This is a genomic window from Rhizobium sp. SRDI943, assembly GCF_057653695.1.
The window spans coordinates 140,501-165,016 of the sequence record NZ_JBYGKN010000002.1; the positions used below are offsets into that span (position 1 = coordinate 140,501).

Annotated in this window: 21 protein-coding genes; 3 read left to right on the forward strand and 18 right to left on the reverse strand. The window is 60.4% G+C overall.

Annotation, left to right across the window (positions count from 1 at the left end; all coding sequences use genetic code 11):
- Position 1: 1 nt before the first annotated feature.
- Both AC245Y_RS24815 and ligD read right to left on the reverse strand, forming a co-directional pair.
- Positions 2 to 727 (reverse strand): FadR/GntR family transcriptional regulator, encoded by a 726-nt coding sequence (locus AC245Y_RS24815; protein WP_017996191.1) that lies wholly within the window; start codon positions 725 to 727, stop codon positions 2 to 4.
- A gap of 206 nt (positions 728 to 933) precedes the next feature.
- Positions 934 to 3,576, reverse strand: a complete 2,643-nt coding sequence (ligD, locus tag AC245Y_RS24820; RefSeq protein WP_026157582.1) for a DNA ligase D — start codon at positions 3,574 to 3,576, stop codon at positions 934 to 936.
- Positions 3,577 to 3,752: 176 nt separating this feature from the next.
- Between ligD and AC245Y_RS24825 the strand changes: the two genes are divergently transcribed.
- Positions 3,753 to 5,519: an SLC13 family permease gene (locus AC245Y_RS24825; protein WP_012755643.1), complete on the forward strand. Its 1,767-nt coding sequence runs from the start codon at positions 3,753 to 3,755 to the stop codon at positions 5,517 to 5,519.
- A 61-nt stretch (positions 5,520 to 5,580) separates the two neighbouring features.
- Here AC245Y_RS24825 and AC245Y_RS24830 read toward each other — a convergent pair whose 3' ends face one another.
- From AC245Y_RS24830 to araD, 7 genes are all read right to left on the reverse strand, one after another.
- The gene (locus AC245Y_RS24830; RefSeq protein WP_017996189.1) at positions 5,581 to 6,642 is read right to left on the reverse strand and encodes an Ldh family oxidoreductase; all 1,062 of its coding nucleotides are present in this window, start codon (positions 6,640 to 6,642) and stop codon (positions 5,581 to 5,583) included.
- Between the two features lie 70 nt (positions 6,643 to 6,712).
- Positions 6,713 to 8,233, reverse strand: a complete 1,521-nt coding sequence (locus AC245Y_RS24835; protein WP_017996188.1) for an ABC transporter substrate-binding protein — start codon at positions 8,231 to 8,233, stop codon at positions 6,713 to 6,715.
- Between the two features lie 186 nt (positions 8,234 to 8,419).
- On the reverse strand, positions 8,420 to 9,325 hold the full coding sequence (locus AC245Y_RS24840; RefSeq protein ID WP_017996187.1) for a 5-dehydro-4-deoxyglucarate dehydratase: 906 nt from the start codon (positions 9,323 to 9,325) through the stop codon (positions 8,420 to 8,422).
- A 17-nt stretch (positions 9,326 to 9,342) separates the two neighbouring features.
- Positions 9,343 to 10,860 (reverse strand): aldehyde dehydrogenase (NADP(+)), encoded by a 1,518-nt coding sequence (locus AC245Y_RS24845; protein WP_017996186.1) that lies wholly within the window; start codon positions 10,858 to 10,860, stop codon positions 9,343 to 9,345.
- Positions 10,861 to 11,041: 181 nt separating this feature from the next.
- Positions 11,042 to 11,752, reverse strand: a complete 711-nt coding sequence (locus tag AC245Y_RS24850) for a ribonuclease activity regulator RraA (RefSeq protein WP_017996184.1) — start codon at positions 11,750 to 11,752, stop codon at positions 11,042 to 11,044.
- 20 nt (positions 11,753 to 11,772) lie between these two features.
- Positions 11,773 to 12,963 carry an L-talarate/galactarate dehydratase gene (locus AC245Y_RS24855; RefSeq protein ID WP_012755649.1) on the reverse strand — a complete coding sequence of 397 codons (1,191 nt, stop codon included), beginning with the start codon at positions 12,961 to 12,963 and terminating at the stop codon, positions 11,773 to 11,775.
- A gap of 9 nt (positions 12,964 to 12,972) precedes the next feature.
- A complete protein-coding gene (gene araD, locus AC245Y_RS24860; protein WP_017996183.1) occupies positions 12,973 to 14,709 on the reverse strand; it encodes an L-arabinonate dehydratase in 1,737 nt (578 codons plus the stop codon).
- Positions 14,710 to 14,852: 143 nt separating this feature from the next.
- Between araD and AC245Y_RS24865 the strand changes: the two genes are divergently transcribed.
- Entirely contained in the window at positions 14,853 to 15,572 is a 720-nt protein-coding gene (locus AC245Y_RS24865; RefSeq protein ID WP_003562449.1) for a GntR family transcriptional regulator, read from the forward strand.
- A 25-nt stretch (positions 15,573 to 15,597) separates the two neighbouring features.
- Here the strand turns inward: AC245Y_RS24865 and AC245Y_RS24870 are convergent, their stop codons facing one another.
- The 8 genes from AC245Y_RS24870 to AC245Y_RS24905 form a co-directional block, all read right to left on the reverse strand.
- Complete coding sequence (locus tag AC245Y_RS24870) at positions 15,598 to 16,545, reverse strand: 2-hydroxyacid dehydrogenase (RefSeq protein ID WP_017996182.1); 948 nt, start codon at positions 16,543 to 16,545, stop codon at positions 15,598 to 15,600.
- The gene (locus AC245Y_RS24875) at positions 16,542 to 18,176 is read right to left on the reverse strand and encodes an ABC transporter ATP-binding protein (RefSeq protein WP_017996181.1); all 1,635 of its coding nucleotides are present in this window, start codon (positions 18,174 to 18,176) and stop codon (positions 16,542 to 16,544) included. Before AC245Y_RS24875 ends, AC245Y_RS24870 begins: the two co-directional genes overlap by 4 nt.
- Positions 18,169 to 19,095, reverse strand: coding sequence for an ABC transporter permease (locus AC245Y_RS24880; protein ID WP_017996180.1), 927 nt, complete (start codon positions 19,093 to 19,095; stop codon positions 18,169 to 18,171). The genes AC245Y_RS24875 and AC245Y_RS24880 overlap by 8 nt, the downstream gene beginning before the upstream one ends.
- Positions 19,096 to 19,098: 3 nt before the next feature.
- Positions 19,099 to 20,013, reverse strand: coding sequence for an ABC transporter permease (locus AC245Y_RS24885; RefSeq protein WP_012755654.1), 915 nt, complete (start codon positions 20,011 to 20,013; stop codon positions 19,099 to 19,101).
- Positions 20,014 to 20,180: 167 nt separating this feature from the next.
- On the reverse strand, positions 20,181 to 21,047 hold the full coding sequence (locus AC245Y_RS24890; RefSeq protein ID WP_017996179.1) for a DMT family transporter: 867 nt from the start codon (positions 21,045 to 21,047) through the stop codon (positions 20,181 to 20,183).
- 274 nt (positions 21,048 to 21,321) lie between these two features.
- Positions 21,322 to 21,603, reverse strand: coding sequence for a hypothetical protein (locus AC245Y_RS24895; RefSeq protein ID WP_020487077.1), 282 nt, complete (start codon positions 21,601 to 21,603; stop codon positions 21,322 to 21,324).
- 173 nt (positions 21,604 to 21,776) lie between these two features.
- Positions 21,777 to 22,241, reverse strand: a complete 465-nt coding sequence (locus AC245Y_RS24900) for an NUDIX hydrolase (protein ID WP_012755657.1) — start codon at positions 22,239 to 22,241, stop codon at positions 21,777 to 21,779.
- A 24-nt stretch (positions 22,242 to 22,265) separates the two neighbouring features.
- Positions 22,266 to 22,433 (reverse strand): hypothetical protein, encoded by a 168-nt coding sequence (locus AC245Y_RS24905; protein WP_012755658.1) that lies wholly within the window; start codon positions 22,431 to 22,433, stop codon positions 22,266 to 22,268.
- Positions 22,434 to 22,668: 235 nt separating this feature from the next.
- Between AC245Y_RS24905 and AC245Y_RS24910 the strand changes: the two genes are divergently transcribed.
- Positions 22,669 to 23,349 (forward strand): redoxin domain-containing protein, encoded by a 681-nt coding sequence (locus AC245Y_RS24910; protein ID WP_017996177.1) that lies wholly within the window; start codon positions 22,669 to 22,671, stop codon positions 23,347 to 23,349.
- Positions 23,350 to 23,437: 88 nt separating this feature from the next.
- Here the strand turns inward: AC245Y_RS24910 and AC245Y_RS24915 are convergent, their stop codons facing one another.
- Complete coding sequence (locus AC245Y_RS24915) at positions 23,438 to 24,508, reverse strand: ABC transporter ATP-binding protein (protein WP_017996176.1); 1,071 nt, start codon at positions 24,506 to 24,508, stop codon at positions 23,438 to 23,440.
- Between the last annotated feature and the right edge of the window lie 8 nt (positions 24,509 to 24,516).

Sequence of the window (24,516 nt, forward strand, 5' to 3'; positions counted from 1 at the left end):
ACTACGAGAAGAGTAACTTGGTCGTCGTATAAATACGGGTTTCGTGGATTGCGAAGGCCGTGCATGCGGCATCCGGGTCCCGCGTCTCCAAACCAGCGAGGATCAACCGGTGATCGGCGATGCTCGTGGTGATCGTTCCGGGCTGCGATACGACGCGCCTTCGGTGGCTCAGAAGATAGGAATAGAGGTCGGCGGCCATATCAGCCAGCACCGCGTTGCCGCTGGAACGGTAGATAACGGTATGAAATTCCCGGTCACATATCAAAAAACGCACAGGATCGTCACAGGCGGCCTCCTGCGCTGCGATCGACTTGCGGAGATAATCAAAAGTTGAAGGCTCCATCTTGAGCGCGGCAGCCCTGACGACCTGCGCTTCGATAAGAAGCCGGGCCTCATGAACATTGTCGAGACTGTAGGCCGCGATGTCGCGATAGCGCGCAGCCTGGACGGCCAATTCGCCGACGTCCTCCGATGCCACTACCGTGCGCGTTCCGTGCACAACCGAGAGAATCCCATGGGTGGAAAGGATAAGGATCGCCCCACGGACTGTCTCGCGGCTGACCGAGAGTGCGGAGGCGAGTTCACGTTCGCTTGGCAACGGATCGCCTACCTTGAGAATGCCGGTGGCAATGAAGGTCGCAATCTTCTGGACAACGAAGTCTTTCATCGACTTCTTCGGCGCTCCACCGAGCGCCGCAACGTCTTCGAGCATCGCTCGAACGTCCATTGCTTTTCCCCTCCCCGCTCAGGTCTACTGGTCCGGTAAGTGGACCAGTAGACCTGAGCGAAGGAGGATTGTCAACGCATGATGGCTGCGATTTACCCACCGTTATTTGGAGCAGTTTTGTGAATGGCAATATCAGCGCGCCGAGAAAATTCACGCCGAGAAAGCCGGCTGATCACAGTGCCGGACGGTCCATAGTCCGATAACGCTCAAGCCACTTTGGAGACTTTGCCGAGCCGCTTGATCGCCTGTTCCAGCGGACGCTTGCCATCGCCGTAATCCTCCCAGGCAGAGGACTTCGACAGCAGCGTCGGGACGGTGCGAATGGTGAAGCGCTTCGGGTCGAGATCAGATTTGACCTGGGTCCAGGTCAGCGGCATCGAGACGGTGGCACCCGGCCGGGCGCGCGGCGACAAAGGTGCAACCGCCGTCGCCATCCGATCGTTGCGCAGATAGTCGAGGAAGATCCGGCCATCCCTCAGGCTCTTCGTCATCTTGATCAGATAGAGTTCGGGATTGTCGCGTGCCATCTGCTGGCAGACGTCGTGGGCAAATCCCTTCGCTTCGGCCCACGAAAGCGGCTTGCGTTTGTTGATCGCAAGCGGAGTGACGACGTGCAGACCCTTGCCCCCAGTGGTCTTGCAAAAGCTGATCATTCCCAGCGCGTCGAGACGGTCCCGCATTTCGCGGGCCGCCGAAACGACCGCGGAGAAGGGCACATCCGGACCTGGATCAAGGTCGAAGACGAGCCGGCCGGGCACCTCAGGCTGACGCGGTTCGCAATTCCAGGGATGCAGCTCGACGGCGCCGATCTGCGCGACGGCAGCAAGGCCTTCGATACGGTCGATCTGCAGGTATGGTTTTTTGTCGCCGAAAACCTTGACCAATTCGACAAGATTCGAGGTGCCGGGCATCGCATGACGCTGAAAAAACTGCTCGCCGCCGATCCCGTCGGGTGTACGGATGATCGAACACGGACGTCCCTTGATGTGCTCGATCAGCCACGAACCGACGGCTTCGTAGTAGCAGGCCAGGTCCTCCTTGGTAACGGTTTTGCCGTCATTGGCATCCGGCCACAGCGGCTTGTCCGGGTTGGAGATCAGCACCCCCATGACCTCGGCCTTGGCGCCTTTTTTGCGGACGGGTCTGGTTTTCGCCTCCACCGTCGGCTGTGGCACGTCAGGTTGCGCGGGCTTTGCCGGCCGTTCGGCCTTGACCTCTTTGGCCGGCTTGTCTTCCCGCAGTCCCTTGAAGGCCGCCTGCCGGACAATGCCGTCGGCGGTCCAGCCTGCGAATTCGATTTCCGCTACGAGCTCGGGTTTTAGCCAGATGACCTCGGCCTCCTTCTTCGGCGCGCCGATGCCGGTGAACGGCGATTTCGCCGTCTCGAGCGCTTTCAACTTCGGAAGCAGCGTTTCCACTTTCTTCGCGCCATATCCCGTGCCGACGCGGCCGACATAGACGAAGTGGTCGCCGTGGTAGACGCCGACCAGCAGGGATCGGAATTTCCCGTTGGTCTGGGCATAGGCGCCGATCACCACCTCGTGGCCGGAGCGGCATTTCGACTTCGCCCAGCTTTCGGTGCGGCCGGATTGATAGGGTGCATCCGCCTCTTTCGAGACGATGCCTTCCAGTGAAAGCTTGCAGGCAGACTGGAGAACTGCATCACCGCCGGTGTCGAAATGCTCGACGAAACGGACGCGCGGATCATCGCCGGCGTCGGACAGAAGGCTTTGAAGCCGCGCCTTGCGCTCGACGAGCGGCAGCGATCGCACATCCTCGCCACCCTCATAGAGAAGATCGAAGGCGAAATAGACGAGCTCGCCGGTCTTGCCTTCCGAAAGGGCCGCCTGCAGGGCCGCGAAATCAGGAGCGCCATGATCGTCGAGGGCGCAGATCTCGCCGTCGATGATCGCATCGGGCAGTGTCGATGCCGCCTCGGCGATCTCGGGATATTTTGCCGTCCAGTCGAGCCCTTTCCTGGTCTTCAGCGTCGCCTCACCATCCAGCACTCGCATCTGGATCCGGTAACCGTCGAATTTGATCTCGTGAACCCAGCCAGTGCCGGCAGGAGGGCGTTCTAGTGTCCGGCAGAGCTGCGGCGCAATGAAATCCGGCAGATCGACCTTTTTGACCGGTTTCGATTTCCGATCGCCTCCGGCGTCTTTTCGCTCTTCGGCAGCCAGCCCGTGATTGCTGTCCCAAATGGCATCAGCCTGAACGTCGCCACCCTCGATCATGAAAGGCCTGGGCTTTCGTCCCTTGCCGGCGGCAATCATCTCCATGGTTCGGCCGGAGGCGACAGAGGTGTCGTTCTCCTCGAGGACCGCTTCGCCTTTGTTTTCGACGGAGAACTCATCATGGTGTTTGATGAGCAGCCAATTTGTCCGGTTGCCGCCGTTGCGATCATTGCGCATGCGCACCAGCACGAAGCTACCGTGCAGGCGTTTGCCTTCCAAGGTGAACTTGAAGTCACCCTTGGCGAGGGCCTGCTCGGGGCTCTTCTTTCCTTCCGGTTCCCAATAGCCCCGGTCCCAGAGCATGACCGTCCCACCGCCATACTGGCCCTTCGGAATGGTGCCTTCGAAGTCGCCATAGTCGAGCGGATGATCCTCGACCTCAACTGCCAGCCGCTTGTCGTGCGGGTCGAGAGACGGGCCTTTGGTGACCGCCCAGGATTTGAAGACGCCATCCAGCTCGAGCCGCAGGTCGTAGTGCAGCCGGGTGGCATCATGTTTCTGGATGACGAAGCGACGGCGATTGCTGCGCGCGAGGCGTTTTTCACCGCTCGGCTCATCCGTTTTTTTAAAGTCGCGCTTCGACCGATAGGTCGATAGTTTGTCACTGGCCATGGTCGTTCCCGAAAGCAGCCCCGACAGCGAAATGCCGCCTGGCGGCTGAAGTTCCATCAGGGTGCTCCTCCAGCCGTCAGCGGATGAAACGGCTGGGATAGACGAGAAAAAATTTCTCGGCCTCGCCGCATCGTTCTCTTGCTTGAAACGTTAATTGCTACCACCGGGATGCAAACATGCGCGCTGATCAATGGCTATCTCTTCTCATCATCGCGCTGATGATGGGCGCGTTCCTGTGGGGTCGTTATCGATACGATATAGTCGCCGTAAGCTCCCTTCTCGCTGCAATCATTGTCGGCATCGTTCCCGCCAAGAATGCTTTTTCCGGCTTTTCCGATGACATTGTCATCATCGTTGGCAGCGCGCTCGTCGTCAGTGCGGCGATCTCCAGATCGGGGATCATGGATGTCGCCTTGCGCCGATTTTCTCCCGAACGACGCGGGCCACGGATGCAGCTGATCATTCTGGTTGCCATTGTCGCAGCCCTGTCGGCTTTCATCAAAAACATTGGTGCGCTGGCGATCATGATCCCGGTCGCTGTGCAGATGGCCCGGAAATCGCGCGTATCACCGTCGATGTTCCTGATGCCGATGTCTTTCGCCTCTCTGCTCGGAGGGCTTATGACGCAGATCGGCACGTCGCCAAACATCATCGTTTCCCGGGTGCGCGAGGAGATCACCGGGCAGCCGTTCATGATGTTTGACTATACGCCTGTCGGCCTGGCGCTCTCGGTCGCCGGCGTTGTCTTTCTGGCGCTGTTCTACAAGCTGCTGCCTGAAAGATCACGGGTCGAAACGTCGATGGATGAGGCGGTGGCGATCAAAAACTACACGACCGAGGCCAAGGTCACCACGCCATCAGGGGCGATCGGGCGGTCCGTCAGCTGGCTGCAGAAGCCGGCGGGCGGCGATGCGATGGTGACTGCGATTATCGGTGGCAACGGCCAAAGACGAACGCCCCTTCCCGACACGGTGCTCAAGGATGGCGACCTTCTTATTATCGAGGGAGAGCAGAGCGCCCTCGACAAGATCGTCAGTGAAGCCAAGCTTCAACTGTCCGACCGTAAACACGAGCCTGAGACACGCCAAGACATCAGTTCTGTCGAAGCTATCGTTGGCGAACATTCCCGATTGATCGGCGTCAGCGCAAAAGACGTTTCTCTCTTCCACAATACCGGGCTCAACCTTCTTGCCGTCAGCCGCCGCGACAGGCGCTTCACCGAGCGCCTGGGTGAGATCAAGATCCGCAATGGCGACGTCGTGGTCTTGCAGGGCGACTTGCAGAAACTACCGGATCTTCTACGCGAATGGGGATGTTTGCCGCTGGTCGAACGAGATATGAAGCTCGGCAACGCCCGCAACGGCATGATCCCCGTCATTATCCTGATGGCAACGATGGGAGCAACAGCCTTCGGGGGCATTCCCGTAGCGACAGCGTTTTTCGCCGCCGCTTTTCTGATGGTGGTCACCGGATGCGTTCCTTTGCGGGAAGTTTATCAGCATCTCGATGCGCCCATTCTGATCATGCTGGCCGCTCTCATTCCGATCAGCGACTCGCTCAGGACCACAGGAACCACCGACATCATCGCGGACCTCCTCTCGCGAACCGCCGAAATGCTCCCGCCCTTCGGTGCTTTGGCTCTGATCCTGGTTGCGGCCATGGCCGTAACCCCGTTTTTGAACAACGCAGCGACGGTTCTGGTCATGGCCCCGATCGCCGCGACCTTTGCCGAGAAGCTGGGCTTCAGGCCCGATGCCTTTCTGATGGCGGTGGCAATTGGAGCCGGCAGCGACTTCCTCACGCCCATCGGACACCAGTGCAACACGCTGGTGATGGGACCGGGCGGATATCGTTTTGGTGACTACGCCCGACTGGGTCTGCCGCTGTCGCTCATTGTGGTGCTCGTCAGCGTGCCGATCCTGTTATTGGTCTGGCCGATCTGATTGCACCTGACACCGGATGTTGCGGTGACCGATAAGAAATTTCGAAGCAGAGTTGTGTTCCTCACGCGGTGACGTCGGGAATAGGCAAGCCTAGGATCTCGGCATGTTTGCAAAGCTTTTGCCAAGCTGCATCGCCGACCGGCACGCCCTCTTCTAACGCCGAGCGGCGCTTTTGCGCTGCGCTGTCGCCCGGCATGCGAACGGGGCCATTGTTCCAGGGCGCCGGAGGATTGCTGCGGCAGGCAGAGGCGAGAAAGTCAGACTGCGCTGTAAAGGCATCGAGCCCGGCAAAAAAGGCCGGATCGATGACCTGAAGGAAGGCGCTTTGCGAAAAGACACCGGATGGCGTGTTCGCCCGTCCCTTGCCGGAAAGCCCCTGCCCGAGCAACTCGACGATCAGTCCGAGCCCAAAACCCTTGTGCCCCTTCAACTGGCCGCCGAGAGGCATCATCGTCCCGCCCCGTTCCGTCACCTCGCGCGGATCATCGGTCGGCTCGCCTGCGACAGTGAAAGCCCAGGCCTCAGGAAATTTCTTGCCGGCCTCCGCCAGGTCTTGCGTCATGGTCGTGGTGGTGATCGAGGCCGAGACGTCGATCAGGATCGGATCCGCAGATGTCGGGAAGCCGGCCGCCATCGGGTTGGGCGTCAGAAGCGGCTTCGTGCCGCCATAGGGCGCAACGCGGCTCGCCGCGGGATGCGACACCGACAGCTGTACGATGAGGCCCCGTTCGGTCACCTGCCGCATGAAGGCTGAAAGCGCGCAGGTATGGTGGCAGTTGCGGATCGCGGCGGTGACGACGCCATGATCGCCGACCCGTTCGCAGGCCTGCTCGATCGCCTTCGTCAGCAGCCATGCGCCCGGCAGGGATTTGCCGTCCCAAACAAAGGCTGCGCCGCGGTCATTGACGATCTCATAGCTGCCGGACTTTGCCAGCGAGCCGTCTTCCAACGCCTCGACATACCAGCTCAAAAGACTGACGCCATGGGTTTCGTGGCCGATCATGTCGCCTTCCACCAGGATGGCGGCAGTCGTTTCGGCCTTGTCGGCCTCCATGCCGGCGCGGGTCAATATCTGCTTTGCGAATTGAGTCACGGCAATGCGGTCAATCAGCGGCATCGGCATTTCTCCCTCACGTCATGGAAAGCACGGGCCGCTGTTTGCGGCGGCCCGTGGTTAAGTGTGGCATACCGGCTTACTTGAAGCGGATCTGCGACAGCTGCAGTTCGGAATTCGTCGCGATCGTCGGCTTGAAGTCGAGACGCGGCGAAACGCGGGTGAAACCGACCATGTGAAACATCGGGATGTCGGCGATGATTTCGGTGTTCACCTTGGCGAAAAGCTCCTTCCAGAGTTTTGTGCGCTCGTCGCCGGTGGCAGACGTCGCCTTGGCGATCAGCGCGTCAACGGCCGGATCGCGAACCATGGAGTGGGAACCGTCGGTCGCGTATTTCACGAATGCGGTGAAGACGGGGTCGCCGGTCGCATTGTCGTGCTGCGACTGGGTCAGCGTCGGACCGGAATCGGCGACAAAGGGTGCAACGAAGTAGCCGTTCCACACGGACACGTCATACATGTCGAGCTTTACGTTCAAGCCGACTTCCTGAAGCATCGCCATCATCGCTTCCATCGCTTCGGTTGCGTTTGGATATTGTCCATTGCGACCGATGATACGGATCTCACGATCGACCGGGACGCCGTCCGCTTTCGCTGCTCCGACCAGTTCCTTTGCTTTTTCGGGATCATAGGGCCAAGCGGGGATATCGGCATTGTAACCGATCGTGGTCGGCACGACGAGCTGTGTCGCGATCTTTGCCTGTTCGGGGAACAGCGTTCCGAGCATCGCCTGACGATCGATGGCGAGGTTCATCGCTTCGCGGATGCGCCGGTCGTTAAGGGGTGCTGCGCGCGTATCGATGCGCAGCGATGTCGTCTCCGAATTCGGGTAGGCGAAATCGGTTTCCTTATTGGTGGCATCCTGTACGGATACGGCCGGAACGATATCGGCTTCGCCAGCATCGACCATGGCGGCAGCAACGGCGCTGTCGGACCGGAAGAGATAGGTCGCCTGTTCGACCTGGGGTTTCTCCCCCCAATATTCCGGATTGCGTTTCAGCACGATTGACTGGCCGATTTCCCATTTGTCGAACGTATAAGGGCCAGTGCCAATCGGCTTGCGGGTGAATTCGTCGGCTGGTGTCGCCTCGGCCGATTCCACAGCCATCACCGTCATCAGAAGCGGAAGAATCGGCTGCGCCGGTTTTGTCGTAATGCGGATCGTGTTGGCATCGGGCGTTTCGAAGCTGAACTCCGTGCCGCCGAAATATTTGCCGCCGGTCTCACAACTGAGCTTCTTATTCTTGTTGCGCTCGATGGTGAATTGGACATCCTTGGCGGTGAACGGTTTGCCATCGTGCCATTTGACATTCGGGCGCAGCTTGAACTCCCAGGTGTCGTCATCGATCTTCGACCATTCCGTCGCCAGGCGGGGTTTCAGGCCGCCATTGACGTAGTCGAACTCCACCAGCATCTCGTTGACGTTTTCAGAAATGACCCGGCCGACGTCCTGGCGCGCTGCCATACAGGGTTCGACGACATCGACGGTTTCGGCAAGCACAACAGTGACGTTGCTCTTGGCATCCTGAGCGTGTGCCGTACCGCCGCTCAGCGCGAGCACCGTTGTTGAAAAGCAGGCAGCTAACAAATGCAGTTTCATTTCGTTCTCCTCCCATGCGCCTTTGGCGCTCCTCACAGTGAATCTGCGTCCCGTTTCCGGTGCTCCGACGTCCATCTCCTCATAGTTCTATAAAGCACAAGTGCACTAATATACTAGTTAGTGACAGCCTTCAACCCAGGCGCTCCGAAGCACGGAGCCCTCAACCGTGTCTGGAACCCTTCATTTTTACTGGGCCGAAGCAATCAGTTCGCGCATCATCTCGACTTCCTCGTCGGTGAGATCCGTCAGCGGCGCCCGCACCGGTCCCGCCTCAAAGCCGCGCAATCGCACGCCTGCCTTGACCGCGGATACCGCATAACCGGCTTTGCGATCGCGAATACGGGCAAAGGGATAGTAGAAATCGCGCAGCATCTGTTCACAGGCAGCGTCGTCACCGGCAAGGAATGCCTTGTGGAATTTCAATGCCGTTTCAGGCACGAAATTGAAGACCGCGGAGGAATAGGTCGGCATGCCGGCTCCGCGATAGGCCTGGGCAAACAGTTCGTGTGTCGGCATGCCGCCGATATAGGAAAGGCGGTCGCCGAGCGCGATCGTGACACGGCGCACTGTATCGATGTCACCGGTTCCATCCTTGAAGCCGATCAGATTCGGGCATTCGTCGGCAAGCTGAGCAAGCTGCTCGGCCGAAACCCGCGCCTGGCCACGATTATAAACGATAACGCCCATATTGGTGGCCTTGCAGACGGCCCGTACACGCGCGGCGATGCCATCTGCCGGCGCCTCGGTCAGGTAATGCGGCAGCAGAAGAATGCCGTCGCCACCGGCCGCCTCGATCTCGCGCGCCATGTCACAGGCAATCCGCGTGCCGTAGCCGCATCCGGCAATAACCGGCGCGTCACCGGATACGGCGCGGGCGGCCTTTACCACCTCGACCACCTCGCCCGGCGTCAGCGAGAACAGCTCACCGGTGCCGCCGGCAACGATCAGGCCGGCAACGGGATAGGACGACAGCCATTCCAGATGCGCTGAAAACGGCTTGGCGGCAAACCGGTCCTCGGCATCGAAAGGAGTGACGGGAAAAGACAGCAGGCCGTTGCGAATGATCTCGCGAAGTTCCGTCGGGGCGATCAATTTGGTACTCCTCGGTTTCAGTTGCGCAGGTCTTGCGGCAACAGGTCGGCGGGGAAATTCTGATAGGCGACGGGGCGCAAAAACCTGCGGATCGACATGGTTCCGACGCTGGTCGCGCCGAAGTTGGTCGAGGCCGGGTAGGGTCCGCCATGCACCATGGAATCGACAACCTCGACGCCGGTTGGAAAGCCGTTGACCAGCACCCTGCCGGCCTTCCGTTCGAGGATTGGCAGCAGGTCGCGGGCAAGGCCCAGATCGGCGTCGTCCATATGGATCGTCGCGGTCAGCTGTCCCTGAAAGCTTTCGGCAAGGGTGAGCAACTTTTCAGGCGAGCCGACGCGCACGACGAGGCCGAGAGGACCGAATACTTCTTCGCTGAGCGAGTGATCGGCAAGCCAGGCCGAGCCGTTGGTCTCGAACAGGTTCGGCGTTGCTTCGCGGCCAGCACTCTGTGCCGCCAGAACCGGCGCGACGGCATTGCTTGTCCGCATGCGCTCGACACCTTCGTGATAGGCCGTGGCGATGCCTTTGGTCAGCATCGTCTGCGGCGCCACCTTTTCAAGAGCCGCCTTGGCGGCACTGGTGAACTTGTCCGCTTCCGGCCCATCGACGACGACGGCGATGCCGGGTTTGGTGCAGAACTGGCCGGCACCAAGCGTCAGGGAACCGGCCCAGCCTGAACCGATTGCCTCGGCCCGGGCAGCGGTAGCGGCCGGCAGCAGGAACATCGGATTAACGCTGCCGAGTTCCCCGAAAAAGGGGATCGGCTCAGGGCGCTGGGCGCAAAGGTCAAAGAGCGCCCTTCCGCCGGCAAGTGAACCGGTAAAGCCAACGGCTTTGATGGCCGGGTGCGTCACCAGCGCCGTTCCGACATCACGACGGCCGCCCTGGATCAGGCTGAAGACGCCGGCCGGCATTCCAGTGCGCTCGATAGCGGCTGCAATCGCCTCGGCAATGATCTCACCTGTGCCGGGATGGGCCGAATGTCCCTTCACCACGACCGGGCAGCCCGCGGCAAGCGCGGCTGCCGTATCGCCGCCGGCCGTCGAGAATGCCAGCGGAAAATTCGAAGCGCCGAAGACGGCGACCGGGCCGATCGGCCGTTGCACCAGACGGATCTCGGGCCGCGGCGCCGGCTGCCGATCGGGTTGGGCTGCGTCGACGCGTGCGTCGAGATGCGCGCCCTTGCGGATATGGTCGGCAAACAGTTTGAGTTGGCCGGTGGTGCGGGCGCGTTCGCCGTTGAGCCGGCCCTCTGGAAGCCCGGTTTCCTGCGTTCCGATGAGGGTGACGGCCTCGCCGCGCTTGTCGATCTCCTCGGCGATTGCCTCGAGGAAAATGCCGCGCTCCTCGCGTGTCGTTGCCGAAAACACTGCAAAAGCAGCTTCGGCGGCGCGGCAGGCGCGGTCGACCAGTTCCGTTGTGCCGACAGCAAAGTCATGTGCCTGCCCATGCGCCGGCTCTGACCGAAATGTCGTCGTTCCGGCAATCCACTCGCCGGCGATGAAATGCCTGCCTGAAGGGGTCCAGCTCATTGTTCTTCTCCTCGGCGGAGCCTCGCTCCGTCCTGATGCGTGAAGTGTTGTCCAAGTTTGGGTCGCCTTAGAACAGGATGATTTTAGGCCTGTTCGGCCCTGAAATCTGAATCCTGTTCTAAATTAAATAGGTAGAGCATGATGTCGTCCGAAAACCGCTCACACTTTTCGGCATCATGCTCTAGCGGCCATTCGCCTTCCGCCATTCGGCAAAGAGCGTCAGATTGCTTTCGTCGGTGGCCGGGTAGAGGCCGATGATCGTATGACCTTGCTTGACGCGCTCGGTAACGAAATCTTCGTAAGCGGTCATCTCTACCGCTTCATCAGCGATCTCGTCGGCGATCTCGGCAGGGATGACGATCACGCTGTCGTCGTCGCCAACCATGATGTCGCCGGGGAAGACCGCCACATCGCCACAGCCTATCGGCACATTGATGTCGATTGCCTCGTGCAGCGTCAGGTTCGTCGGGCTGGAGGGACGATTGTGATAGGCGGGGATATCAAGGCCACCGATGGTCATGGCGTCCCGGAAGCCGCCATCGGTGACGACGCCGCCGCCGCCGCGCATCATCAGGCGGGTGATCAGGATGTCGCCGGCAGAGGCTGCGCGCGGATCCTTGCGGCTGTCCATCACCAGAACAGAGCCTTCCGGGCAAGTCTCGATGGCAAGCCGTTGAGGATGTTTCGGGTTGCGAAAGACGTTCATCGCGTTGCGGTCCTCGCGCGCCGGCATGTAACGCAGCGTAAAGGCCGGTCCGACCATATTGCGGCCCTTCGGCTGCACCGGCCGAACATCCTGGATCGTCTGGTTTCTCAGACCGCGCTTGAACAGTGCCGAACAAAGCGTCGCGACAGAGACACCCATCAGTTTATCACGGGTTGCGGGGTTCATTTGCTTCTCCTCGTTCTCATTCAGGCGCCGAAACTGCGCGTTTCCACGGTCCAGTCGCGGGCTTTGCCCGTCAGGCTGCAGCCGAGCCCCGGACGGGCCGGCACGATCATCCGGCCGCCCTTGATCTCGAGTTGTTCGTTAAACAGTGGCGCCAGCCAATCGAAATGCTCTACCCACGGCTCATGCGCATAGGCGGCGGCCAGGTGCAGATGGATTTCCATGGCGAAATGCGGGGCCAGGCGCATACGTTTCGCCTCGGCGTGTGTGCAGATGCGCAGAAAGGGCGTGATGCCGCCCACCCGCGGCGCATCCGGCTGAATGAAGTCGACCGCATCGGCCCGGATCAGCGCCATGTGTTCGTCGGCGCTTGCCAGCATTTCGCCGGTGGCGATCGGCGTGGCGAGTTCGCGTGCCAGTGCCGCATGGCCCTCGGCGTCGTAGGCATCGAGCGGCTCTTCGATCCATTCGAGGTTGAGCGGTTCGACCAGCCGGCCGAAACGCAAGGCCGTCGTGCGGTCCCATTGCTGGTTTGCATCGACCATCAACGGGACACGGCCATCGATATGGCTGGTCACCGCATCAAGCCGGCGAAGGTCGATCATCGGGTCCGGTTGTCCGACCTTGATCTTGATGCCGCCGATACCGGAGGCGATCGAGTGGTCGATGGCATCGCGGATTTCCTCGACGCTCGATGACAGGAAGCCGCCGGAGGTGTTGTAGCAGGCGACACTGTCGCGATGCGCGCCAAGCAGTTTTGCAAGCGGAAGGCCGGCGCGTTTCGCCTTCAGGTCCCAGAGGCAGATGTCGATGGCGGCGATTGCCTGCGTTGCAATGCCGGAGCGCCCGACCGAGGCCCCGGCCCAGCAGAGCTTGTCCCAGATGCGCGCGGTATCGTTGGGGTCTTCGCCGATCAGGTTGTCGGCAAGCTCGCAGGCATGTGCATAAAGCGCAGGTCCGCCTGCCCGCTTCGAGTAACTGAAACCAAGCCCACTATGGCCAGCCTCGGAGACGATCTCGCAAAATAGAAAGGCCACCTGGGTCAGCGGCTTCTGCCGGCCGGTCAACACCTTGGCATCGCTGATCGGCCGCGCCAAAGGCAGGTAAGCGAGCGACAGGGTGACCGATCGGATGGCGTCCAGTTTGGACGGACCGGCAGCGAAGCCAGCCTTGGGCGGCTGTGCGGGGATCGTGCGTTGATTGGGATCAAACATCGTGGTGCCTCAGTTGATGGCCGGTTCCGGCGTCTTGCCACCGAATTCGGTTGTCAGGAAATCAAAGTCGCAGCCTTTGTCGGCCTGCTCGATATGCCCGGAGAACATAAAGCCGTAACCGCGTTCATAATGCCGCGTCGGCGCCACCCAGGCGGCCCGCCGCGCTGTGATCTCTTCTTCGGAAACCAGCATATTGAGGCTGCGTGCCGGAATATCAAGCTCGACCATGTCCCCCGTCCTCAGCAGCGCCAGAGGCCCGCCAACATAAGATTCCGGTGCGACATGCAGCACGCAGGCGCCGAAACTGGTTCCGGACATGCGGGCGTCCGAGATGCGTACCATGTCGCGCAGGCCGAGTTTCAACAGCGCCTTTGGCATCGGGATCATGCCCCATTCCGGCATGCCTGGTCCGCCCTGTGGGCCGGCATTGCGGAGAACGAGAACCGTGTCCGGCGTCAGCGGATAGTCGGGATCGTCGATGATCTTCTTCATCTCCGCATAGCTGTCGGCGACCAGCGCCGGGCCACAATGACGATGGAATTTTGGGTCGCAGGCCGCCGGTTTGATGACCGCGCCGTCGGGACACAGGTTTCCCTTGAGCACGGCCAGCGAACCTTCGTGATAGACCGGGTTCGACAATGGCCGGATAACGTCGTCATTGTAGATCTTCACCTGGTCGAGACCATCCACCAAGGGTTTTCCCATAACGGTAATCGCGCTGGGATCCAGCTTGTCGCCGAGCTGCTTCATCAGGGCGCGCAAGCCGCCGGCATAAAAGAAATCCTCCATCAGATAGGTCGAACCGGAAGGCCGGATGTTGGCGAGAACCGGCGTCGTACGACCGATGCGATCGAGATCATCGAGCTCCAGCGGGACGCCGGCGCGCCGCGCCATGGCGATCAGGTGTATGATGGCATTGGTGGAGCAGCCGGTCGCCATGGCGACCGTGACCGCGTTGTCGACGGCCGCCGGAGTGATGATCTGGTCCGGTGTCAGATCCTCCCACACCATATCGACGATGCGCCGGCCACAGGCCGCAGACATGCGCTGGTGGTTGGCGTCGGCAGCCGGGATCGAGGATGCGCCCGGCAGCGTCAACCCCATAGCCTCGGCGATCGCCGTCATCGTCGACGCCGTGCCCATGGTCATGCAATGGCCGTAACTGCGGGCGATCCCGCCTTCGATGCCCTGCCACTCCTCCTGGGTGATCGTGCCGGCGCGGCGCTCGTCCCAATATTTGAAGCCGTCGGTACCAGAACCCAGCGTCTTGCCGGCATAGTTGCCGCGAAGCATCGGGCCGGCCGGCAGATAAATGAAGGGAATGCCCATGCTGACTGCGCCCATGACAAGGCCTGGTGTGGTCTTGTCGCAGCCACCCATCAGAACGGCGCCATCGACAGGATGGCTCCGCAGCAGTTCCTCAGTCTCCATCGCCAGCATATTGCGATAGAGCATCGTGGTCGGCTTGACGAAGTTTTCGGAAAGGGAAAGAGCGGGCAGTTCCATGGGGAACCCACCCGACTGAAGAATTCCCCGCTTCACCCATTCGGCGCGTTCACGGAAATGCATGTGGCACGGCTGCGCATCGGACCAGGTGTTGATCACGGCAATGATCGGCTTTCCCTGCCAATCCTCCGGCGCGTAACCCATCTGCATGGTCCGCGACCGGTGGCCGAACGAGCGTTGATCATCCGGCAGCATCCATCGGGCGGACCGCAATTGCTCGTAGGTTTTCCTCGCGGTCACGGCTTTCTCCCACCTTTTCGCTTGCTTACTTCAGCGTTTGCACCAACTGATATTTTAGTTTGACATATATATCAATGGCAAGTTTGCGTTCTTGTGCATTAGGTCGTGCAAAGCTATGAATGGACTCGAATAGGACGCCTCAGATGAATTCCCAGTTCGCCTCTACATTCGGCCTGACCGCGCCCGGCTTTCCAGTCGTTGCCGGCAGTACCGTCCAGCGGGTCTATGATGACCTGCGAAAGCGTATCATTACTATTCAGCTGCCGCCGGACACCACACTGTCGCGCACTGAGCTCACCGAGACTTATGAAGTCAGCCAGACGCCCATCCGCGACGCATTGCAGCTCCTCAAACAGGAGGGTCTGGTTCGCATTTATCCGCAGTCCCGCACTGTGGTGACCAGGATCGACGTCCTGCAGATTTACGAGGCACATTTCCTTCGCGTGGCGCTGGAAACGGAAGTTTGCCGCCGCCTCGCAACCGATCCGGATCCGGATCCGAGCGTCGTTACCCGCGCCCGGTCGATCATCAAGATGCAGGCGGCAGTCGCCGACGACGTCGATCAGGTCGCGATCTTCCAGGAACTCGACGAGCTCTTTCACCAGACATTGTTCGCAGGCGCAAAGCGCAGCAGCCTCCACCAATTGATACGCGAGCGATCCGGCCATCTCGAGCGCATTCGTCGCCTGCATCTGCCCGAGAAGGGCAAGATCGTCAGCATTCTCGATGGGCACCACGCCATCATCGATGCGATTGCCGCGCGCAACGAACAGGGTGCGGTCGATGCAATCCGTGAACATCTCAGCCAAACCGTCGCAAAAGTGGAAGACCTCAGGAAGGAGTTCCCGGACTACTTCGTCTGATCTGCCGCGCCGCGGGTTTGCCGGATCAATTGACCGGCGTCAGCAGCGGCCTGCCTGCGAAGAAGGCGGCAAGGTTGTCGACCGTCAATTGCGCCATCCTGTCGCGCGTTTCCTCGGTACCGCTGGCATGATGGGGATAGAGCACAACGTTGTCGAGCGCTGCAAAGCGCGGATCGGGATTGGGTTCGTTGAGGTAGACATCGATGCCGGCCGAGGCGATCCGCTTTTCCTGCAAGGCCTTGATCAAGGCCGGCTCGTCGACCACGGTGCCCCGGGCAATGTTGATGAAGCTGCCCGTCGGTCCGAGCGCATTCAGCACGTCCGCCGAAATCAATCCTTCGGTCGAGGCCCCGCCAGGCGTCGCGACGATCAGGATATCGGCCCAGTCCGCAAGTTTGACCGGCGTGTCGAAATAGGCAAAATCGTTGCCGGCTTTCTTCGTCCTTCCATAATAGCCGACCGTCAGCCCGACAGCTTCGCATCGCTTGGCAATCGCCATCCCGATGCGGCCGAGGCCGACGATCCCGGCCTTCTTGCCCCACGTCGATGTCGTCAGCGGCATCATGCCCTTCTGCCCCCAATCGCCGGAGCGCACATAGCGATCGCCTTCCGGCAGGCGCCGGCGTGCCGCCAGCATCAGAAGCAGTGCCATGTCAGCAACGTCGTCGCACAGCACCTCGGATGTGTTGGTGAGCTTGATGCCGCGCCGTGTCATCGCCTCGACGTCCATCTGGTCGTAGCCAGCCGAGGAACAGGCGGCGAGCTTTAATGCCGGCAATTTCGAAAGCAAGGCTTCGTCGATCGTCACATGGCCGTTGCAGACCAGGGCGGAAGCGATCGGGCCGGCTTGCCGCAAGAGAGCATCGCGCTCTTCGCCTTTGACAAGATCCAGCCGGTGCAGCGTGTAGGTCTCCTCCAGGATCGCCATCTGATGGGGCCGGAGCGGATAGGCGACGATGACATCGGGCTTCATGCGGAAACGAGTCCTTCCTGTCGTTGGCGGGCGGCGCGTCGGGTGGCCTGGATCTCCGGATCGGGGTCGAGGCTCGCGGCAAGAAGTGCCTGCGTGTAGGGGTGGGAGGGCGCGGTGAAGATCTGTTCGACCGGCCCCTCCTCGACAATCTCGCCGGCCTTCATGACGATGACACGATCGGCGAAATCGCGAACCACCGGCAGGTCGTGCGCAATGAAGAGGTAGGACAGGCCGAATTCGCGACGCAGGCCCTCAAGCAAGGCGATTACCTGCGCCTGGATCGACACGTCGAGCGCCGAAACCGCCTCGTCGCAGATGATCAGTTTCGGCTCCATCGCCAGCGCCCGGGCAATCGCGATGCGCTGGCGCTGGCCGCCGGAAAACTGATGTGGATACCGGTCGGCCATATCCGGTTTCAGGCCAACCTTGACCAGCAGTTCGGCCACTCTCTCCTTCCATCTCGCTTTCGGCAGGATATCCGGGTGAATGACCCAGGCCTCTGAAATCAACCGGAACACGCTCATCCGCGGGTTCAGTGACTGGGTCGGATCCTGAAAGACCATCTGCAAATCGCGACGCAGCCCGAATATTTCTCTGGGGGTCATCGCAAGCAGATCGTTGCCGCGATAGAGAACCTGGCCCTCCTGCGGATCATCGAGGCGAACGATTGCCCGGGCAAGGGTCGACTTGCCGGAACCGCTCTCGCCGACAACGGCAACCGTCTCGCCGGGCATGATGACGAAATCCACGCCCTTCAGCGCCTGGAATGCGCCGAAACTCTTTTTCAAGCCGATGGCGCGCAACAACGGCTCGCCCTGCCGGTCACGCTCTTGCGCCATCGCACCCTTCCCCGGCGCGGCAGCTATCAGCTTCTTCGTATAGGCGTTCTGCGGGTTGCGATAGACTTCGGCCGCATTGCCGGTTTCGACCACGCAGCCGGAATTCATCACCACCACCCGGTCGGCGATCTCGGCAACGACGCCCAAATCGTGGGTGATCAGCAACAGGCCCATGCCGGTTTCCTGCTGCAACTCCTGCAGAAGTTCGAGCACCTGCGCCTGCACCGTCACATCAAGCGCGGTGGTGGGTTCATCCGCGATCAGGATATCGGGCTTGCAGGCGATCGCCATGGCGATCATCAGGCGTTGCCGCTGGCCGCCGGAGAACTGGAATGGATACTTTCGCATTGCCGCCTGCGGATCGGTTATGCCGACGCGCCCGATCAATTCGAGCGCCCTCGCGCCGGCGCGCTCCGCCGACTGGCCATGCGTCGTCATCATCTCGGTGATTTGCCAGCCGATCGGATAGACCGGATTGAGGTGGGCGAGCGGGTCTTGAAAGATCATGGCGATCTTGGCACCGTTGATCGAGCGCCGCTCCTCGGGCGTCATTTTCAGCATGTCGCGCCCATTGAGGAGGATTGTGCCGCTGGTGATCTTGCCGGGTGGCATGTCGATCAGGTTCATGATCGCCGAGGCCGACACGGATTTGCCCGAACCGCTTTCCCCAAGGATCGCCAGCGTCTCGCCGCGATCGAGATGCCAACTGACATCCTGCACCGCCTTGACGGTCCCGCTGGCGGTGTGGAACTCGACCGAGAGGTCACGCACTTCCAAAAGATGTTCAGCCATTTTTCCTGCCCCTCATTTCAAGGCGCCAGCGTTGTGTCGGATCGAGCGCGATGCGCAGCCAATTCGACAGAAGGTTCAGCGACAGCGTCGTCAGAATGATTGCAAGGCCCGGCCAGAAGGAAAGCCACCAGGCATTGGTGAGATAGGGTCGTCCTTGCGCAACCATGAGACCCCAGGTGATCTCCGGCGCCTGAATGCCGATTCCAAGGAATGACAGGGAGGATTCGGCCAGCATGACGAAGGCGAAATCGAGCGTCGCGATGGTCACCAGCGTGGGGAAGATCACCGGCAGGATGTGATGGAAGACAATCCGCCAATACGATGCTCCCATCACCTTCGCCGCCTGCACGAACATCCGCTCGCGCACTTCCAGCACTTCGGCGCGCGTGGTGCGCAGATAGATGGGAATGCGGGTGATCGCCAGGACGAGGACGATATTGGTGACCGAGGGCTCGAGCATGTAGAGCACGATCACCGCCAGAAGCAGCGACGGAAAGGACATGATGACGTCGCCGAGGCGCATGATCCATTGAGCAGCAGAAGAGCGGCTGTAACCTGCGACCAGACCGAGCGCCGTCCCGACGACGGATGATGCAAGCACGGCTGCCGCGGCAACCAGGATGGTGTTTTGCGCCGCCACGATAACGCGGGCAAGAAGCGGCCTGCCCAGCGCATCGGCGCCGAGGACATAAAGCATTCCGCGGGTGATATCGAACGGCGGCGCGTTGCGGCCCCGCAGGTTCTGCTTGGTGGCGATGGCTTCCAGCAGGAGCGGGCCAAACAGCGCACAGAGCAGAACGATCAAGAGGAACAGAGCCGCGAAGAAAGCGAGCTTGTCCGCCCACAGCATCGTCAGCCAGCGCCCGATCGGGCCGCTTGGTTTTTTCTCGGCGAGGATTTGTGTGTCGGCCATCGTCATCGCTCAATACCGGATGCGCGGATCGAGCAGCGCATAGGCGATGTCGATCAACAGGTTCATGATGAAGATCGCCAGTGCCGAGACCATGATGACGGCCAGCACGACGGCGAAATCGCGAAGCAGGATGGAATCGATCATTAGCTTGCCGATTCCAGGAAAGCCAAACACCGTCTCGACGACGACGGCACCGTTCAAGATGGCGGCCGCCTGGTCGCCGATGACTGTGATCACCGGCAGCATGGCGTTGCGCAGTCCGTGAATGAAGATGATTGAGTTCGAGCGGACCCCCTTGGCGCGGGCCGTCTTCACATAGGCGGAAGACAGAACACTGATCATCGAGCCTCGGACCACCTGCAGGATCAGGCCGAAAGGCCGGATGAACAGCACGCTGACCGGCAGGACCCAGTGCCAGAAAGTTCCCGTTCCCGATGTCGGCAGGACATGCAGTTTAACGGCGAAAATGACGATCGCCACGATGGCCAGCCAGAAATCCGGCGCCGCAGCGCCGATCAGCGAGAAGAAAGTGGCAAGACGGTCGAAGACGCCGCCGACGCGAAACGCCGCAAGCGAACCGATGACGATCGCGGCGATCGTGACCAGCACCATGGTGATGGCAGCCAGCCAGAAGGTCCAGACGAAGGCCTCCAGCACGACATCCATGGCCGGACGGGCCTGCCGCAGTGACTGACCGAAATTGCCCTGGGCAAGATCCGAGACATAACGGCCGAACTGGATGATCAACGGATCGTTGAAACCGTTCATCTCACGGAATTGCTGGCGCATTTCGGTGGTCGCATCGATCGGCAGATAGAGGTCGGTCGGATCGCCCGTCAGCCGGGACAGGAAGAACACGATGACGATAAGCACCACGAGCGATACGCCACTGGCGATCGCGCGTTTGCCGATGAAACTCTTCATGCCACTCCTCCCGAGTGAACCCCATGGGGTCGTGATGTCCGGTTTTTCGTCTTCGTTTGTGCTACCTGTGATACCCCTCCGGCAACAGGCACGGCTCGACGACCAGTCGCTGTAACTGAAATATTAGTGCATCTAGAATTTTTGTGAACCCCAAAAATGATTGGGGCTTATCGCGGCGGCTTGCGTCGCCATGTCATGCCGCGGGTTCCAATAATGGCCGCGCCGAAGATCACAGCCGCGCCGATCCACGTCTGTACGGCCGGAACTTCCGCGAAAAATGAGAAGGCCATAAGGGCCACGACGGGCAGTCGGAGAAAGTCGAGCGGTGCCAGAACGCTTGCGGTCGCCATACTGAAGGCGCGCGTGATCAGCGTCATGTTGAGTGCGCCGAGTGCCCCTTGGAGGGCAAGCAGTCCCAGTTGGCTCCAGGTCGGCATCGACCAGACCGGCAGCATAACGATCAGGCCAAGCGGTACCGTCGCTATCAGGTTCCATGCAACCAGCCGGTCGGCACTATCTCTCAATGCCATCCGCCGCAGCATCAATTGGCTGGCCGCCGTCAAGACCGCTCCTGCCAGCGCAAAAAGCAGCCATTGGTCGAAACCGGACGCTCCAGGGCGAATGATGATCATGACGCCGATAAAACCTGCGACAATTCCCACCACGCTGGAGATGCCGACATGTTCCTTGAGCACCAGCCACGCACCGAGAACGAGAAACATCGGCATGGTGAAATTGATCGCCGTGGCATCGGCGAGTGGCGCGTGCGCAAAGGCGACGAACAAAGCAACCAGTGAGGCAAGCTTCAGAGCCGCACGCACGACATGCAGAACACGATAGGGAGAGGATTTCAGGTCGACCCGCGACACGATCCAGGGCGTGACGACAAGAAGTCCGAAAAACGACCGGAAAAAGCCGATCATCAATGGATGCACCTCGCCGGCCAGCAAACGCACAATGACTGCGTCGAAACTATTTAAAATGGAGGCAGCCACCATCAAGCAGACGGCAAGGCCTGTGCGACCAGGCTGCATCACGCTTCTCCTGACCAAACCAAGGTGAACCCCGCTATATCGGCCATTCGATACAGCTGCGCGTTGAACCGGCAATCCATTGGAAATAAAGCCTTCCTGGCGTGTCTGCTAATCTCCGGGCCTCCCAACGGTTTGCCGCGGCTGAGACCGCTCGTTCTTGCCAGGGGCCGGCAGCATCCATTATCTCCGGCGCGGATTAACGGCTTTATCTCAATCCATCGGCCGCCGTCCACACTGACAGAGCGCACTGCTGACGGGGCCGCCCTCGCCCCCGCTAGTGGATCACTCCGTTCGTTTTCGCCCGGTTCGAGAACTGGTGGACGAGCATGATGCCCTGCTCAAGGAGTAACTCGGCTGCCTGCAGATCGCGCGGCGTGAGATCGCCGGATAGACCGCGAATCGTATTGGCGACGCAGATGGAGTTGGCGACGAAGCGGGCGTCGCCCTCCCCTTCCGCCTCCTCGGCCGTTGCTTCCAAGGCGTCGGCGACGGTGTCGAGCAGGCTCGAGCGTTCGACGAGCGTCATGTCGTTCAGGGTTTTGGAAATGCCGTTCATGATTGTCTCCTCGCGTGTGCTCAAGGCGGATCGCAGCTCCGTTTTCTCGATTTCAGTGACGTGGCGGTGACTGTCAGATAGGATAGCTGTTTTCAGAAGCAACTCATGGCTGCCGCGCACCTCACGCATGAGTGAAGCGAGATCGGACGGCTCAATCAATAATTTCGGGCCGATCATTCAAGATGCGTCAGTAGGTCGGCAAGCATCGGTCGCTGCCCTTTCAACAGCTTTATGGCTGCGTCGCGCGGGGAAAACCACCCGGCGCGATCGACCTCCGGAAAGCTCTTTACCCGGCCTGACCGTGGTGGCCATTCCATTTCAAACTCGGAACTCTGTATCGCATTCACGTCCAGTACCGGATCGGCTTCGATCGACCACGCGACAACCATCTTTCCGCCAGGTTGTCGGTATTCGCCCAACGGTGTGAACCTGCCATCGACTGCTACACCCAACTCTTCGGCAGTTTCCCTTATTGCCGCCGCGAGCTCATCTTCTCCAGGTTCGATCAACCCCTTCGGGATCGACCACGCAGCCTCGTCTTTCCTAGCCCAGAAAGGACCGCCCGGATGGACGAGAAGCACTTCGATGTCCCTGGAAACACGCCGGTATAGCAGAAGTCCGGCGCTGCGGATTGCCATCGCCTTGTGCCCTCCTTGTGTCGATCACGAGGCCAGGCATTCCTCACAGATGCCGCAGCCGTCATCGTCCATCCACTGACGCCGGCGCTTGCAGCAAAGGCAAGCAGCACTGTCGGGTTGTTCCTTCAAGTCTTCCGGAGGAATGATCTCGATAGTCGTGTCGAATAGAGTGTCAGCCACAAGCTCCGCCATCTCGTTGCTCCATTAGTCTGTTCTAAATAAGATAGGAACGGCGATCGATACCGGCAAGCTCTCGACGACGTCAGGCGGTTCAATGAAAGGGTCAACTTCGACGTCGGTCAGAGCGGCAGATGGCATTCCGAACCACATTCGGCGATCTCAACATCGAACGCTGGGCCTTCTTGCGACAAGTGGTATAGTCAAAATTCGGTCGTCCACCTCGGCGATACGACAAAGGAATTATTCCATGGGAGACCAGAAACGCCCGCTGCAACCAGGAGAAACCGCCCCCGCCTTCGCACTCGCCACGGCCAACTTCGACGGAACCGTCTCTTTCGCCGACTTGAGGGGTCGCCCGTTCGTGATCGGGTTCTTTCGCGGGTTGCACTGCCCGTTCTGCCGGCGCCAGCTCGAACAGCTTGCCGGCGTACAACCGACCCTGCGCGCCGCCGGTGTGGAGACCGTGGCCGTCATCAACACGCCGGTGGAACGTGCCCGCCTGTATTTCCGCCACCGGCCGACGCCAATAACACTTCTATGTGACCCGGACTGCCGCACGCATCGGGCCTACGGTGTGCCGCATGGCGAGTTCCTGCCCGAAGGGAGCTGCGAGCAGCCCGAATGGCCCTATGGCGCAACGATGGCGCAATTCCAGGCGGCACGTATCAACCCCACGGGCGAGCTGCCGGAACCGCTGCACCCGATGGAAGCCAACACCATACTCAACGCCAAGGACGGCTTCGAGCTTGACGAAGCCGATCATGCGATCTTCGCGAACCACGCTACCCAGCTCGTCGGTCACTTCCTGGTCAATGCGAATGGCACCATCGGCTGGGCACAAATCGAGGCGCTCGACGGACCGAACAGCCTCTCCATCTTCCCGACCGCAGCGGAGATCATCGCCGCCGCTGGCAGCCTTGGACGCTGACGTGCAGCGAACCTTCCGCTAGCGTTGGCGAACTCGTCTCCGACCTGTCATTAGCTTGAACTCTACATCACATTCCGCCAGTCCGGAATTAGATGGATCGCAACCGTTTTTCGGTTTTTGCGTCGAACAGATGCAGTTTGCTGAGGTCCGGGGTAATGACGATCTGGTCGCCGGCGTGGAGATCAAGGCGCTCTCTTACCGTCGCAACGAGGTGATCCGTACCAAACTTCGTGGTTACCTGGATCTCGGCACCGGTGGGCTCGACGAGGACGACCTCAGCGGCAACAGGACCTTGTCCGATTGTAAGGTGCTCAGGGCGAATGCCGTAGATAAGCTGCGCGCCGCGTTCCAATGGCGCTGCTTCGGGCAGCGGCAGCCTACCTCCGTCGTCCGCGATCAACTCCAGCGGCCCTGACGTGCTGACCTGGCCTCGAATAAGGTTCATCGCCGGCGAACCGATGAAGCCCGCCACGAAAAGGTTTGCCGGCCGGTCGTACAGATCCAGTGGCGAGCCTATCTGCTCGACGAAGCCGTCCCGCATCACAACAATCCGATCGGCCATTGTCATGGCCTCGATCTGATCGTGAGTGACGTAAATGGTCGTTGTCTTCAGTCGCTGATGCAGTTGCTTGATTTCCGAGCGCATCTGTACCCGCAGCTTCGCGTCCAGGTTTGACAATGGTTCGTCAAACAGGAAGACTTGCGGATTTCTAACGATGGCACGGCCCATCGCCACACGTTGGCGTTGGCCACCCGACAGATTTCTCGGATATCTGTCGAGCAGATGTTCGAGCCCAAGAATTTCAGCGGCCTCCCGAACACGTTGCCTGGTCTGTTCTTTGGGCGCTTTCGCCAGCTTGAGGGAAAAACCCATATTCGCCTCGACTGTCAGATGGGGGTAGAGCGCATAGGACTGGAAAACCATCGCGATATCACGTTCTTTTGGCGCGACATTGTTCACGACCTTGCTGCCGATCGATATCCGGCCAGCCGAAATCTCTTCGAGGCCGGCGATCATCCGCAACAATGTCGACTTCCCGCACCCGGACGGACCGACCAGGATCACGAATTCGCCGTCTTGGATATCGATATCCACCCCATGAAGAACCTCGAAGTGACCGTAGCTCTTGCGGGCATTCGCCACACTTACTGACGCCATAACTTTCT